Consider the following 15777-nt stretch of genomic DNA (forward strand, 5'->3'; position numbering starts at 1 on the left):
CGCGCTATATTAGGGAATTTGAAAAAAAGGTAATATGAGTTAGTTTTCTCTTGTTCAAGTTTCTATTACATATTATGATGGAGTAGGTCTTTTGGATTAGAGTGTAATGTGTGGTAGGTATTTAGTCTTTTGTTGAAAGGAAGGTATAAGTAGATTTAGATTTGTTTGAGTGAGAGAGAGTGTGCTCAATAAGCGTGATAGACTAGATAATAAGAATTATATAGTTAGATTGCATATCTAGAATGAACATAAATACATAGAGGTGGTTACAACCATGAGATTTAGGAAGTTTATTTATATTGTCCTATCCTTTCAGCTTATCTTGGGCAATCTGTTATTTTTGGGGAAAGATGCATCGCGAGCCTATGCAACATCTGAATCTGTTGAAACTGAGACTACTTCTACACCAACGGCTACTGAAAGTGACGAAACGACGAAGTCATATTTGCCGAAACCTAATGTAACGGTAACCACAACGGATGACTCCATAACGGTAACATGAGATGAAATTCCTGGAGCCACCAAATATGCTGTAACTGTCGGTAGAGATGCTGTACTGGATAAAAATATAAGAACATATACAATAACAAGGGCAGTACCAGATAGAACATATAGGATCACGGTTCTTGGCTATGATGGTGAAAAGTATGGAGAAGAATCGCTATTATTTGTTAGATTGAAGGGACCTGCGCCGGTTTACGATGATGTGGGTAGAATTGATTTTACAGGGAAACTTTCAGGTGAGTTAGATCAAGTTATAAAAGATGGGTTCACTTATGTAAACTGGGGTCTTGTTGATGCTAGTAGTATTGGTTTGTTCTACAAACTAAATGGAATTGACCAGGCAGAAGTATACGTCAATGATATGAAGAATACAGAATTGACAAGTAAATTGAGTTCAAGTGCTCGCATTAGTGGTCTGAAACCAGGAGAGAAAAATGTGATCAGATTAAATTGGATAAGTATTGAAAATCCTACTCAAACGGATTCATTAGAGTTTATTATCACTCCTCCGGCTCTCAATGCATATATGTTAGGTGAGTCCAAGGCGGCGTTTGGATCAGTCGTTGATCTTAAGCAATACGGTAAATGGTACCTCGTGGATAATCAAACCTTAATCTCTCAAAATACAGTTCCAAAATATATCGATATACAAGGTGAGGCTGCTGGATGGAGAGTAGACATGTCCTCCAAGTTCGCAGATAGCGTGGGCTATGAATTAAATCAAATAAAAGAAGATAAGCAGTCTCCATTTGAGAGGCAATGGTGGATAGTAAATGCATTCGATAATGGTGAGTATGTTCAAGGTTATTCGTCATCTGTAGGACTTGTTACGAAGGAAGACCTAGAAAAGTATACAGGAATTGTTTTGAGTGACTCTAGTCATCCGAATCGGATGGTTACCAGCCTTGCTTTTTCCAATCCTAATACGTATGGTGATTCATATGGAAAATCGGGGAATACAGGTCCAGTTTTTACGGAGGATGCATCCGAGGCAGATACGTTTTTGAATAGCCACATTAAGTCTGCCGCTGCAGGAACCTTACAAAACTTCAAATTCAAAGCGACGGTAAAAAATAATGTGGAATTTAAAGGACAGGGCACCCCTGAAGATCCTTACGTTATTCCGACGCTAGCTGATGGGGAACCTGTAATCACGAAACTAGATAGTCCTAGATACTCCCAGTCGAGTGCTGTGGGTGATAATGCGATCCGGTTGCAGTGGCATGCAGTGGAAGGTGCTGAACAATATATTCTCAAGCGTGGTTCTGAAATTCTATATGAGGGTCCGCTTTTAGAATATGTGCATGAAGGCGTGAATTTTAATTCAATCACCAAGTATACATTAGTAGCTCGCAAAGGCGAAATTTACAGTGAAGAATCGAAATTTACAATCGGAATTAGAAATTATATTCCATATCCACCGGATTTCCGAGCTGAAGCACTGGATTCCAGCAAAGTTAGACTGACGTGGAGTAAGGCAGACTATGCAGCTGAGTATGTGATTACCCGTAATGATCTGCCTTTGGCGGTGACCAAGTCAACCTCATACGAGGATGGGAATGTGACACCTGACACAACTTACATTTATAAAGTGATTGGCCGGGACGGAGACAACGAAGGGCCGCCTGCAGTTAAAAGTGTGAAGATTCCTAAGGTGACTGAGGACGTGGCACCGAAAGGTCAGATTAACATCAGAGTCAATCGAGTGTACGATAATAGAGTGGACCTGCAATGGAATCTGGTAGAGGGGGCAACCCAGTATGAGATCTACCAGAATCAAGTGAACAAAGTATGGTCAGGTCATTCTAATACGATGATTGCGTACACGCTCCAGCCAGGCAGAACATATACATATCGGGTTGTAGCGAGCAACAAATATGGAAAAATTGAATCGAGCACAATTGAAGTACAGACGGCAGGCATACCTCAATCGATGAATGTCGCGCCGATGAATGCTTCAAACGCAACAATTGCTTTTGAGTATCAACCTATTGAAGGAGCTGTTCATTACGTTGAACGTAATCCACAAACGAAGTACGAGCCTCTAGGAAACGGTCTTTATCGTAAGACGTATGTCAATACGGCTACTGGAGAAACCCGTGATGAGGGGATCGTAGCTACGGTGAATGGTAAACTGCAATTTAGCGAAGTAGGTGTCGAGAGAAGTAAATACTACGAGTATAATATCATCGCTGTACGTGTCAGACCTGATGGATCAGAGGAGGTTATTGGCAAACAGACAGTTGCTGTAACAACTCCTGCAGATGGCACTGGCGCTACCGTCTATGGATATAATTATCCTGTTCTTCCGTACCCCTATGTTAATTATAACCCGACCCCAAGTGTAACTACTGGCAAGAACGACAGTGTTACCATTAATACAGAGGTCATACCTTCCAATGAAGGCAACAAAGGGTTGGTTAATGTTGTATTTACGGATATAGATCGGAGTTATGCCAAGGATGCGATTAATTCCTTAGCGCAAAAAGGGATTGTAAGAGGCTATTTCGATGGTACATTTGGTGGACAGCAAAAGGTGACAAGAGCCGAATTTGCAATCTTTTTGCAAAGAGCTTTTGGATATAACTCCGTGATTCCTTATGTTAATGAGTTTACTGACGTGCATTCAGATGCTTGGTATTATTCGGAGATTGCACCAGCATTACAGCAAGGAATTCTTCAAGGCTTCCAAGATAGGACACTTAAACCCAATGCCTATATCACAAGAGAACAAGCAGCGAGTATGATTGCCAATGTGATGAAAAAGGAGGGCTATGTCCTATCATCCTTCACGCCATATGAAGATCAAAAGTCGATCTCCGAATGGGCAAGAAGCAGCATTGGTCTTGTGGCTCAGGAGTCGGTGATGAAAGGATATCCGGATCAACGGTTCTTGCCCAAAAATGAATTAACACGCCAAGAGTCAGCCATGATGATCTATAACCTGATGAAGCGTAACAATGATCTGTAATATGTAACTGTATAAATCAATAGCTATCAGCATCAAGAACTGTGTAACATGTAGCCTTGCCTACAATAACACCACGCTAACAACCCCAAAAAACCAAGACGGGAAGAGGAATACTTGCCCATCTTGGTTTTTTTCTATTACGTACCTTAACCTATTCCAAATAAAAAACGGCTGAACAGCATTTCTGCTATTCAGCCGCATTCTTTAACTCGCTCGCACTTTGAAGAACGAGATCAACTCTTGCAATTGCTCAGATACCGCTGACAGTTCATCAGAAGCGGTAACGATGGAAGCCATGGAGGATTCTTGCTCCTCGATGGATTGCTCGATCTGTTTACTGCTGCTAGCCGCTCTGCTGACACTTGAAGATAATTCATCGGCAGTAGCAGACATTTCTTGTGTACTTGCTGATATTTCCTCGGTAGAGCTGGAGATATCTTGGATTTGGTTCGCCACTTTATTCGTTGCTGTAAGAATGTTCTCGAAGAACACGCCTGTCTCTTGCGTTACCTCTAAGCCTTTCTTCACTTCCTGAGAGCCAAGTTGCATCGACTCGGAGGATTGAACGATATCCTGTTGAATCTCTTCGATCAGTTGACGTATTTGTTTGGCGGATTCTTGGGATTGTTCTGCCAGGTTACGAACTTCTCCAGCCACGACGGCGAAGCCTCGGCCTTCCTCGCCTGCACGAGCCGCTTCAATGGAAGCATTGAGCGCGAGTAGATTCGTTTGTCCAGCAATTTCCGTGATCATATTGACAATGTTGCTAATCTGATTCGAGTTATTTTCCAGTGATTGAATCGACTCGGACGTATTCTCGACAGCACCCGCGATGAGGCGCATCTGCTCAACGACCTGTTGCATGACTTCATTACCTGCACTGGAGCGTTGCTCCATACTTAAAGCTTGATCCGCTGCGTCAGATGAACTGCTGGCGATCGTCTGAATAACGGTGGACATCTCCGTCATGGCGCGTGCACTTTCAACCGTTGCTTGATCCTGGGAGCGAAGTCCACTGGAGATATCCTTCATATGGTTACTGATGCTTTGAATATTTTCATTATTTTTCTCAGAGATATGAAGTAGTTTCTTTGATGAATTCGACAGGTGATGCGATGTATTCTGTACCTTGTACATCGTATCGTTGATTCGTTGAATCATGGTATTGAATTTCATATTGATAACACCCAGATCGTCACGTCCTACTTGAATCGTTACATCCAGGTTACCTGTACTCACTTCCTCAATACCGTGCATGAGGCTACGGATCGGGGCGAGTGTTCTCTTCAGCAGAATGAACTGCAGGATCATGAATAGAAGCAGGAAACCAACCAGACATATGGAACCGTACAACAGCAGTTCATTCAGACCTTTAGGCACTGCACTTGCATCTACATCAAAATAAAGAGCAGCGTACATGGAACCATCAGCGTTTTTGATTGGATAGATCAAGGTTGTCCAAGTGCCATACTCATCCGTGTAGAAATCACTGAAGGCAGGCTCCCCGTCCACTTTCATTTGTTCCAGCACCACAACGTTATTTTGGGGCAGTGGGTACATATCGCCTGCCGCAAGATTGCTTTCCTCAAAAGGCTGTACCAGGTTCGTAGGGACAGCAATAATGGATGTTCCGTCTCCGCCCTCAAGTTCCGAACCGAAAATATAAGCCTGAGCGATGTTTGGATAGAATTCGTGAATGGAATCAAGATAGGCTTTCATTTCCTGCTGGGCAGGGCCTGTGTAGCTTTTCTCATTCATGGCTTCATTTACTTTGGCTGTGTCCAGATCGACATACCATTTCTCGGTAATAACAGTTGCTTGATCATGCAGTTGTTCAACGAGAATATTCTTTTGTAGCTGATACGCGGCAGTAATGAGGATGATACCAATCAACACAATACTACCGAATGAGATGACTAGATTTTTGGCAAAGAAAGGCATGGTACTCCAACGAAGCTTGTTTAACAAGGTGGTTCACTCCTTAGATGATGTTATAAGATGTGTGGCCTGGACGTAGTGCTACGTATGTATGTTCAGGTCATTATTAAAGGAAGTTAAATTTCTAATCCAAGTTTCTTCGGTTTCTTTCATCTGTTGATTCTATTTAATTGCTACAGATCCGTTCTATTTGTGTATCACTTATCTCATGCGCAGGACCTCCATATAAATTCTATACCTGTGATATATCGTAATATAGCCATATTTATGTTAGGTTTTGAAGTCTAATTAGTTCTTAAGAACTGGTTCTTAGGTAATATTTTGCGTTTTTTTCATCTTTTTTCTTGTACGACCATGAAAAATTCATCGGTATACATATCATTGAATGATGCATCTGTTTCACGATTTAAGATTCACTAAAGGTTCGTCCTCTACGATGGTTTCATAAGCCACAGCTGCTTAACAGAAAATCAAGAAGGAGGAATCATTATTTTGAATCATTTATTACGGAAAGTTGCAGTGACAGCCTTGTCTGTGACGATGGTTACGTCATCTTTTGCATGGGTTGGAGGGCATCAGGCATACGCCGCAGAGAATACAGCTACAACTTCAAGTGCAGGCGTGACCCAAGCATACGAGTCTTTGTTCCAAACGGATAATGTTATTGATGTGAAGATTACAATTGACGATGCAGACTGGCAAAGCATGCTTGAGAGCCCGATGGATAAGGATTATAAACAGGTTAGCGTGGAAGTGGATGGGAACAAGCTGGATAACGTAGGTTTCTCGACAAAAGGCAATATGACGTTACGTTCAGTCGCTTCCATGGAGGATTCCGACCGTTACAGCTTCAGATTGAAATTCGACAAGTATGACAAAACACAAACCTTGCTCGGTCTAGATAAAATGGTTCTGAATAATAACTATACGGATCCTTCGTATATGCGTGAGATTCTCCATTATGAAGCACTACGCAGCATTGGCATGGATGTGCCGATGACAAACTATGTCAATCTCTATGTTAACGGTGAGCTGGTTGGTTTCTATACAGGTGTTGAGGCTGTAGATGACAGCTATCTGGAGCGTAACTATGGGGAGAATTACGAAGACGGTGTCCTCTACGACACCGAGGAGAAGAGCTACCTTCAGTATGAGGAAGATGGCGAATACAGTACACTTTCCAAGGACTTAGGCTCTGATAAAGACAAAACAAAGCTTAAAAATTTCATTCAAACATTGAATGAAATGCCAGAAGGCGAAAAAGGCGATATCGAGAGTGTGCTGGACGTTGATTCTGCACTTCAATATATTGCAGGCAATACCGTATTAGGCAACTATGACAGCTATAACGGAGACAAGGGACATAACTATATGCTTTATAGTGATGCTAATGGCAAATTTACGGTTGTGCCGTGGGATTTCAATATGTCCTTTAATGGATATTCGGCTGGTGGCGGAGGTCGCGGGACAGCGACAACTGGCTCAACCACGACGAATACGAACGCAACAAATGTATCCGTAGACGAACCTGTGCTCGGCATTAGCATGGAAAATGTACCTATGATCAATAACTTGCTTGCCGTGCCAGAGTATAAGGAAAAATATTTGACCTATGTCAACGAGCTGACAGACTATTTGGAAGGTATTCAAGATCGGATTACAGAGCTTGCAGCTGAGATTCGTCCTTATGTAGAAGCAGACCCAACAAAATTCTATACAACAGAGCAATTTGAATCCAATATTGTTTACTCGGCCAATGGTGATACAGGAAGTGGTATGGGTGGTGGAATGACACCGCCAGAAGGCTTCGAAGGCATGACTCCACCTGAAGGCATGGAAGGTATGACCCCGCCGGAAGGAATGGAGGGTATGACACCGCCAGATGGTACCACACCGCCGACACGACCTAGCGGCACAGCAGATGGTGATGGAACAACAGACTCAACAGCCAATACAGGTGACAACTCGACTGGACCAGGTGGTAACTTTGGTGGAGGTCAGGGCATGGGCTCTATGGCATCGGGATCGTTAACTACGTTTGCACTCAACCGCCTAGCGAACTTGCAGGAACAACTTGGGCGCGAAGTGACACCTTTGCCAGAGACAGACGAACAACAGGATAATGCAACCTCAACCGGAACAACGGAACAAGAGGCCATCTCGGTTACCCTGGACGGACAAGCCGTGACATTCCCAGATCAGGAGCCGCTCGAAGTTAGTGGACGGGTGATGGTGCCTGTGAATGCAATCTTTGAAGCAATCGGAGCAGAGGTGACCTGGAATCCAACAGCGAAGACAGTAACCGCGGTTTTGAATGACCAGACGTTTGTCCTGAAGATTGGCAGCAGTACAGCAACTGTTAATGACACATCAGTGGAAATTGATGGCTCAGCCATCATTAAGAACAGTCGTACACTTGTGCCTGTGCGCTTCATCTCCGAAGCTTTGGGGTTGAAGGTGGACTGGGATCAATCAACGGCAACCGTTAAGATCACGAATCAATGATGATACGGGATACTTTACGAGTAACTGTACTTTAAATCTCAGGGTTTCAAACATAAAAGCATGGAGGATTCGATGATTTCATCGGATCCTTTTTGTGTGCAATGAGTGGAAAAATATGTTCTTTGGAGGATTGAAAAAGGACTTATGACCTACTTTTTAGACGTCGTATTTCCCTCGTTAGAGGTTCTTTTTACACATTTAAGTAGATTGAGTAATAGATTTGATTTTATTGAGTAATTTTTGTGATAAATATCACTGAAATATTATACACATTGCTATTATTCCTGCCGATAACTCTATATGTGATCAGTCGAGTTTGAACTTTTCACATTGTAATTCATAACAATTACTTAGGGAAATGGGTGGCGTACACACATGCGAAGCATGAGTATTGGTACTAAAATTAGTTTAATTGTGATCGGCATTTTTATTCTTTTTTCCTCCGCTGTGGCAGTAAGCGTAATCATGGAAATGAGGCAGGGGATTACGACATTTGCTACAGAGAAGGCAAAACGGGATTTGCAGATGGCGAATCATATCATTACATACAAGTATCCAGGCGAATGGGCGATTAAGGATGGACAACTGTTCAAGGGCGAAGTAACGATGGAAGGGAACTTTGATCTTGTAGATGAGCTTGGCGAAGCCTCTGGAGATACGGTTACCATTTTCAGAGGAGATGAACGGGTTGCCACCAACGTGATGGTGGATGGCGAGCGTGCGGTGGGTACGAAGGTATCGGAACAGGTCGCTCAAGCTGTTTTACAACAAGGAGAGCGGTATTACGGGGAAGCTGTTGTTGTAGGACAAACCTATCAGACAGCGTATGAGCCGATTCGTAATCAAGCGGGAGAGATTATTGGCATACTCTATGTGGGTGCCTCACAATCCTTGATTGATGTCATTATTTCATCCTTCCTGAAGACCTTCGCCATCGTATGTATTGTTGCGATGCTAATCGCGATCACTGTCATCATCTGGTACGTCCGTCGGGTCAGAATGCGAATTGGGCGAGTATCAACCGCGATCAAGTTGGCTGGAACGGGCGATTTTACACAGTCGATTGAGGATCATGTGCAGGACGAGATTGGTCAGCTCAGTACAGGATATAACGAGATGCGAAGCAGCTTGAAGCTAATCATTCAGGGTGGGCTACAGGCGGCAGAGAAAGCCGAGCATTCGACTGGGCAATTATTGACGATTGCTGAGCGAACAACGACGGAGTCCGAGCAGATATCATCTTCTGTTGAACAGGTGGCACGCGGTGCAGAGAGCCAAATGATCAGTACGGAAGAAAATCTGCAAGCGATGGAAGAAGTGGCTGTGGGTGTTCAACGGATGGCGGATAAAGCTTCAAATGTCTCAGAGTCAGCAATCTATTCACGCAAGCAGGCCGAGACTGGTGGCGAGACTGTCCATATGACGGTAGAGCAGATGTCAGCCATTCACACTTCAGTTCAGGCAACGGATGAGATCATGCGTATGTTGGAAGCGAAGTCAGCTCAGATTAGTCAGATGGCTTCTACGATTCATGAGGTCGCTAGGCAAACGAATCTACTCGCGCTTAATGCTTCCATTGAAGCAGCTCGAGCTGGGGAACATGGCAGAGGTTTTGCTGTCGTATCTTCAGAAGTACGTAAGCTGGCAGAACAGGCCGGAGATTCTTCGGAAAAGATTGATGAATTGGTGCAAGGCATGGAACAGGATATGCTGCTCTCCATCACAGCTCTATCCAAGGTCAAGGATGAAGTGCAGGAAGGGATTCGCCTGACGCGGGAGACTGAGCTCAATTTCAGTCAGATTCGAGATACGAATGAACAGATCGCCGCAGAGATTGAAGAAATGGCTGCTACAAGTGAAGAGATGTCCGCAGGTGTAGAGCAGGTTGTGGCATCCGTTCATGAGATTGCGCGTCATGCGCAGACAGCAAGTGCCAACTCACAACAGGCAGCAGGTTCTGTTCAGGAACAGCTTCAGTCTGTGGAGCAGATTAAATCCTCCGCAGCCGTCCTGTCGGATATATCAACAGAGCTCCAGACATCCTTGAGTCCGTTCAAGATCTAATACAGGTTACTATGAAATAGATAGTAGATATTAACGAGTAGATTACAAAGACCCTGACCGCTTTGAGCGAATCAGGGTCTTTTTCTTATCAAGCCCGTTTTAGCGATTAGGTAGTTGTGTTGGGTGTACAGATGTGGAAGAAGTAGGCAGGGCGGGCGAATGTTCTTTCATTGGCTGCTGGGTAGGCTGCTTGTCAGCGTAGAAATGGAGAATATCATCTACCGTTGAAAATACGATTGAATCATCTTTCGATTTAGGTTGGTTAGTTGGGATAAAAACCTCGTTTCTTAAGGTGGGTATTACCTTATAAGTTATATACATTTCAATATATGATACGTGTTCTGCTCATGAAACTTTACGATCTGGTGAATAAACAAAAGCTGCCTTGTACAAGGCAGCTTGATTATAATTAAAGTTTAGTAACGTTCTCAGCTTGTGGTCCACGATTACCTTGAGTTACTTCGAATTGGACGCGTTGCCCTTCATCCAATGATTTGTAACCGTCAGCTTGAATTGCACTGAAATGAACGAATACGTCTGTTCCTTCTTCAGTTTCAATAAAGCCAAATCCTTTTTCCGCATTGAACCATTTAACTGTACCTGTTTGCATGTAATTCCTCCACAAAATATAATTTTAACCGATCATCGTCAAGCGTGTTCAAAACAATCGATTAACACCAGTATACCATGTTTGATAATATAATCAAATATTTGGTTGTTTTTCTAATTGTTTGTTCCCGATCAAACGAAAAGAATCTCCCATTTCCTTCCGTCTCCTTCACTATAAAAGAAAGCGATTACATTTGCAAATTATTATTGTATATTATGATGGCAACCTTGATGTATTACGACATATACATTATTGCTTGGACATATGATCGGCTTAATAAAAGGAGGAATCGGCAGTGTATCGGGTATTGCTGGTGGATGATGAAGAGGACGTACGCGAAGGATTAGTGGTCGAAGTGGATTGGGAAGCGCTCGATCTGCGCATTGTTGGTTTGGCTGAGAATGGACGAGAAGCGCTGGAGATGGCGGAACGGGTGGAACCGGATATTGTGGTCACGGATATCAGTATGCCATTTATGGATGGGCTTGAGCTTGCACGAAGGTTGCGGGAGCGTAATCCGCTGGTGAAAGTCGTTATTTTGACCGGATACGATGAATTCGATTATGCCAGGCAGGCGGTCTCCATCAGTGTGGATGAATATTTGCTGAAGCCTTTCTCAGCTGGGCACCTTATGGAGCTGTTAACTCGGTTGCGTGCACAAATGGCTGCTGAGGTGGCTGAACGTGAGGATGTGCAGCATCTGCGGGAGCATTATTATACAAGCTTACCTTTACTACAAGCAGATCTGTTGGCAACCCTGCTTCACCGTCAGAAGTCTCCCGCCTATATTCATGGAAAAGCGAAGCAGTGCGGTTTGAACTTCGATGGACAGCGATACGGTGTGTCTGTGCTTGCACTGCATATGGACGGAGATCGCAGAGGCATGGGGCAGTCTTGGGGCGAATCGAGCGATGCGGAATTGAAGCAATTCGCTGCATTGAATATTGCGCAGGAGATATGGGGAGAGCACAGTGCAGGTCATGCATTTATTCATCAGGAAACGGTTGTACTGCTGTTCGTGGATCGCTGGGGTGGAGCGGATGGGGAGAAACGACAACAGATGGCACTTCAGAGTGTGCTGCGGAGCATTAACCATTATCTGCGCATTCCTGCCACAGTTGGCTCAGGTGCATTGGTGAGCACCATTACCGAGGTGAAGCATGCCTATGAGGATGCACTGCTTGCCCTCGATTATCGGCTTGTACCCGGCACGGATTCATTGATATATATTGCCGATGTGGAACGTCAGGCGGCTGGTAAACTGCGCTTTGATGAGTTGAAACAGCAGACGTTGACACGCTGCCTCAAGGCAGGAACTGAAGCAGAACTGGTCGAGGCATTGGAGATCATTTTCCGGGAAATTACGGTGGAGCATGGGCGAAGTGACATCCAATTGTACCTGATCGAGGTGCTGACTGCGGTCTGGAAGGCCGCACAGGCATCCGGGGAGTCGATGGAGGATATCTTCGGAGCAGGCTTTCAGCTATATGCGGAACTGTTCCGACTACCGGGTTTAACTGAGGCGCAGGGCAAAGTTAAAGAAGTCTGTATGCTAGTACAGCAGCGTATTGCGAGTGGTCGGCAGCATGTGTACAAAGATATCGTCGAACAGGCACTAGCCTATACGAAGGAGCATTACGCTGATCCAGAACTGTCGATCCAAAAGGTGTGTGGGCATCTGCACATTAGCTCGGGATATTTTTGCGGTATTTTCAAAAAGGAAGTACAGCTTACATTTCTTCAATATGTGATGCAGATTCGTATGGAAGCAGCAAAGGAAATGCTGCGCGGCTCCGAACTGAAGGCGTTCCAGATTGCGGAGCGGGTTGGATTTGCTGAACCTAATTATTTCAGCTTTTGTTTTAAGAAACATACGGGGATCTCGCCGAAAGAATATCGCAAACAGACGGCACTTCAGATTCGGGAGGGATCGCCGCAATGAGGTTCTTCACCGGCTGGATCAGCGGGCTCGCGGGCTGGTGTAAGAATCGGCTCCGTTCATCTAAAGTCAGCAGTATCCGGTTTATCATCACATGGTCATTTTCCGTCTTTATCGTTCTTGTGCTCACCATTATGGCGATGCTCCTGCATGATAAATTCTCTCAAGCTGCGGAGCGGAGTGCAGAGCTGACAACCAGGCAAATTGTAGATCAGGTCAGCTACAGCCTGGAGGATTATGTGCGTAGTATGTCCCATCTGTATCGGGCGATTGAGGAGCATATGCTGCGGGACGGAACGTGGGAAGGAGACCAGGTGGATAAGCAGCTTGATACACTGCTGAGCAGTCGAGAGGATATCATCTCGATTACATTGCTTGACGCGGGAGGACATTTACTTAAAAATAGACCGTCTGCCCGGCTCAAACCGAGTGCGCATGTCACACAACAGGGGTGGTTTCAATCCGCATTGCGGGTGCCAGATCACCTTAGTTTCTCATTGCCTCATATTCAGAATATGTATGATGGTCCCTACAAATGGGTTGTATCTATGAGCAAAGGCATTACCGTAAGGCAGGATGGTCAAGATCGGCAAGTGATTTTGCTCGTGGACATTAATTTTAAGCAAATGGATGAGCTAAGTCGCCGTGTAAGTCTCGGTCAACGTGGATATGTCTACATCATTGACGAGAGTGCTGGCAATATCGTGTATCATCCGCAGCAACAACTCATGTACATGGGACTCAAACGTGAAAATATTGAACAGGCCTTGGTTGCTACGGGCAGTTATGAGGATGAGTCGGAAGGACAGAAACGGCTGAATACGGTGAAGTCCGTTGCCAATATCGGTTGGAAAATCGTTGGTGTCGCTTATCTGGATGAAATGTTAACCACCCGTCAAGAAGTGAACAGTTATTTGATAAGGGTGCTTATCGTTGTACTGGTGCTGGTAATTATCGTATCCCTCATTCTGTCCTCCAGCCTGACACGTCCCATTCGCAGAATGGAACGAAAAATGAAGGCGGTAGAGCGGGGCGACTTCAGCGTAGAGCTTCCCATCGAAGGGCCACTTGAGGTTGAGCGCCTATCACGGCGGTTCAATCTCATGGTTAACAAAATCCGGGCGTTGATGAATGAAATTATTCATGAGCAGGAGCAGAAGCGACGGTATGAGCTGGAGGCATTGCAAGCGCAGATTAACCCTCATTTCCTATACAACACTTTAAATTCAGTCGTGCGTATGGTGGGTATGAGCCGTAATGAAGAAGTGGTTACGATGATCACTTCACTCTCGCGTCTGTTTCGCATTAGTCTCAGCCAGGGCAAAACGATTATCACGGTTCGCGAGGAGCTGGAGCATGCACATCATTATTTGACGATCCAACAGATGCGCTTCAAGCACAAATTCAGATTCAACATGGAAGCCGATGAGGAGACGTTGGACTGCTTGACACTGAAGCTGGTATTACAGCCTTTAATTGAGAATGCAATCGTGCACGGCATTGAGTATGACATGGATGAGGGGCAGATCGAGATTCGGGTGTATCAAGAAGAAGCCAATCTCGTATTGCGTATTACGGACAACGGCGTAGGCATGACGGAAGAGCAGGTAGCCAGTTTGTTAAATGGCAATGCAATCGTAAAAAGCGGAGCAGGTTCAGGTGTGGCTGTTCGCAATGTGCATGATCGAATTCAGCTCTATTATGGGGATGCTTATGGTCTGGAATTTGCAAGTGAGCTGGAGGAGGGTACGACAGTATGGATCCGTATTCCGATTCAGTACAAGCGTGAACGAAGCGAGGGGAAGCAATAGAATGAACAAGTCAATTAAGTTCAAGTTAAGTAAGTTCAAGTGGGCTGTCTCTATCCCGATATTCCGCACTATAGGGCTCTCCATCACATGCTGTACCTTACTATTATGTATGGCTTGTAGCATTGCAGGAGAGCCTTCGGCCGGCACTTCGCATCGTATCGCATTAATTACGCCAGCAGGAACGGGTGAACTGGCTGAAGCCATTCGACTAGGTGCAGAAGCTGCCGCCAAAGAACAAGGAGCTGACCTGGTTACAGTGGAGGCTTTCGGTAATGGATCTGTTTCTCGCACACGAGATGGATCTGGTGCAGGACTCCTTTTAAGAAAAAATGAAAGAGATCCACAATGGATTAATCTTCCTCAGCGTGAGCGTGAGCAGGCTCAGGTGGATGCGGCTGCACAGGCACTACAACAGGGGGCGACTGCTCTATTGGTTGATCCACTTAGTGAGGAGACGCTGAGTAACATCCTACACATGGCTCAAACGAAAAGCCCAACAGGGAACATTGCACCTGTCATTGTTCTGAATGATGAGTTTCCTGTGAAAGGCATCACCAGTGTCATCTCCATGGATAACCTGGAAGCTGGGCGGAAAGCGGGGCATGCCATGGCAGAATTGCTCGGAGCCAAGGGAAAGGTGGCTTTACTGGGGCCTGACCTTATGAATCCAGGTTTGGTTCACCGCGAGCAGGGCGTGAAGGAAGCACTGACCGAGTATCCTGACATGGAGATTGTCCCTTATTCAGTGTGCAGTAATCGGGAGGTCTGCTGGCAAGTGACGAAGCAGGTAATGGACCAGAGCCGGGTGGACGGCATAATAACGCTTCAGGAATCTGCGTCCCTTGGGGCAGCGGACGAATTAAATCGCCGTAAGCGCATTGGAAGCATCAAACTTGTTGGATTCGGAAGTGAGCAGCAGCAACTGGAACAACTGCAAGAAGGCGTTATCCAGCAATTGATCGTGCAGAATGGATTCAGCGCAGGCTATCTAGGTGTGAATCAGGCAGTTGCACGCCTGAATAGTAACCATGTAGAGCCAAGGGTGACATTGGAAACGAAGCTGGTGAGCACGGATAATATGTTCTGGATGGATAATCAAAAGCTGCTGTTTCCTTTTGTACAGTGAGGTGGTTATTTGTAATGACTCAAGAGAGTTTTCTTTTGATAAATACAACTTTAAATTTACACGAGAACGGAGAGGACAGAAATAACCTAGAAAAGCGGAGCGTTCGCCTTTATCACCGGATTTTTCCCTTTGAAGAAGGGAATTCAGAAAATCTGGGGATAACAGCGATTGGAAGGTTATTCTGTCATCGGAGTGGACTGTGTAAATAAATAGTTCTTCGAACTGAGGAAGATTTCGATAAAACAGGTGAAGATATTGTATTCGAATTTATTGTAAACCCTTTCATAATAAAGATATCGGTGAAGCCGA

Annotated in this window: 9 protein-coding genes; 7 read left to right on the top strand and 2 right to left on the bottom strand. The window is 44.9% G+C overall.

Translation table 11 applies throughout. The features are described 5' to 3' along the window. The first annotated feature begins 274 nt into the window (after positions 1-274). On the top strand, positions 275-502 hold the full coding sequence (locus M3636_RS18935) for a hypothetical protein (protein ID WP_251383608.1): 228 nt from the start codon (positions 275-277) through the stop codon (positions 500-502). Positions 503-706: 204 nt separating this feature from the next. Beyond that, positions 707-3475, top strand: coding sequence for an S-layer homology domain-containing protein (locus tag M3636_RS29790; RefSeq protein ID WP_251383609.1), 2769 nt, complete (start codon positions 707-709; stop codon positions 3473-3475). 204 nt (positions 3476-3679) lie between these two features. On the opposite strand, the gene M3636_RS18945 is transcribed toward M3636_RS29790, so the two are convergent. Beyond that, positions 3680-5416, bottom strand: coding sequence for a methyl-accepting chemotaxis protein (locus M3636_RS18945; RefSeq protein WP_128104327.1), 1737 nt, complete (start codon positions 5414-5416; stop codon positions 3680-3682). Between the two features lie 489 nt (positions 5417-5905). Between M3636_RS18945 and M3636_RS18950 the strand changes: the two genes are divergently transcribed. Then, positions 5906-7918: a CotH kinase family protein gene (locus M3636_RS18950; RefSeq protein ID WP_251383610.1), complete on the top strand. Its 2013-nt coding sequence runs from the start codon at positions 5906-5908 to the stop codon at positions 7916-7918. Positions 7919-8293: 375 nt separating this feature from the next. Next, the gene (locus M3636_RS18955; RefSeq protein ID WP_128100548.1) at positions 8294-9982 is read left to right on the top strand and encodes a methyl-accepting chemotaxis protein; all 1689 of its coding nucleotides are present in this window, start codon (positions 8294-8296) and stop codon (positions 9980-9982) included. Positions 9983-10391: 409 nt separating this feature from the next. Here the strand turns inward: M3636_RS18955 and M3636_RS18960 are convergent, their stop codons facing one another. Beyond that, positions 10392-10592: a cold-shock protein gene (locus M3636_RS18960; RefSeq protein ID WP_128100549.1), complete on the bottom strand. Its 201-nt coding sequence runs from the start codon at positions 10590-10592 to the stop codon at positions 10392-10394. Positions 10593-10887: 295 nt separating this feature from the next. Between M3636_RS18960 and M3636_RS18965 the strand changes: the two genes are divergently transcribed. The 3 genes from M3636_RS18965 to M3636_RS18975 are packed head-to-tail and all read left to right on the top strand — an operon-like array spanning position 10888 to position 15468. Continuing rightward, positions 10888-12534, top strand: a complete 1647-nt coding sequence (locus tag M3636_RS18965) for a response regulator transcription factor (protein ID WP_251383611.1) — start codon at positions 10888-10890, stop codon at positions 12532-12534. After that, complete coding sequence (locus M3636_RS18970) at positions 12531-14342, top strand: cache domain-containing sensor histidine kinase (protein WP_251383612.1); 1812 nt, start codon at positions 12531-12533, stop codon at positions 14340-14342. The genes M3636_RS18965 and M3636_RS18970 overlap by 4 nt, the downstream gene beginning before the upstream one ends. 1 nt (position 14343) lies before the next feature. Next, a complete protein-coding gene (locus M3636_RS18975) occupies positions 14344-15468 on the top strand; it encodes a substrate-binding domain-containing protein (RefSeq protein WP_251383613.1) in 1125 nt (374 codons plus the stop codon). The last annotated feature ends 309 nt before the right edge of the window (positions 15469-15777 follow it).

It is taken from the genome of Paenibacillus sp. MER 99-2 (assembly GCF_023714095.1).
Classification (GTDB): Bacteria; Bacillota; Bacilli; order Paenibacillales; family Paenibacillaceae; genus Paenibacillus.

Bases quoted from the DNA above. Each gene is read 5' to 3' on its own strand.
- M3636_RS18935 (WP_251383608.1), top strand. From the start codon at position 275: ATGAGATTTAGGAAGTTTATTTATATTGTCCTATCCTTTCAGCTTATC.
- M3636_RS18970 (WP_251383612.1), top strand. From the start codon at position 12,531: ATGAGGTTCTTCACCGGCTGGATCAGCGGGCTCGCGGGCTGGTGTAAG.
- M3636_RS18945 (WP_128104327.1), bottom strand. From the start codon at position 5,416: ATGCCTTTCTTTGCCAAAAATCTAGTCATCTCATTCGGTAGTATTGTG.
- M3636_RS18960 (WP_128100549.1), bottom strand. From the start codon at position 10,592: ATGCAAACAGGTACAGTTAAATGGTTCAATGCGGAAAAAGGATTTGGC.
- M3636_RS18955 (WP_128100548.1), top strand. From the start codon at position 8,294: ATGCGAAGCATGAGTATTGGTACTAAAATTAGTTTAATTGTGATCGGC.
- M3636_RS18975 (WP_251383613.1), top strand. From the start codon at position 14,344: ATGAACAAGTCAATTAAGTTCAAGTTAAGTAAGTTCAAGTGGGCTGTC.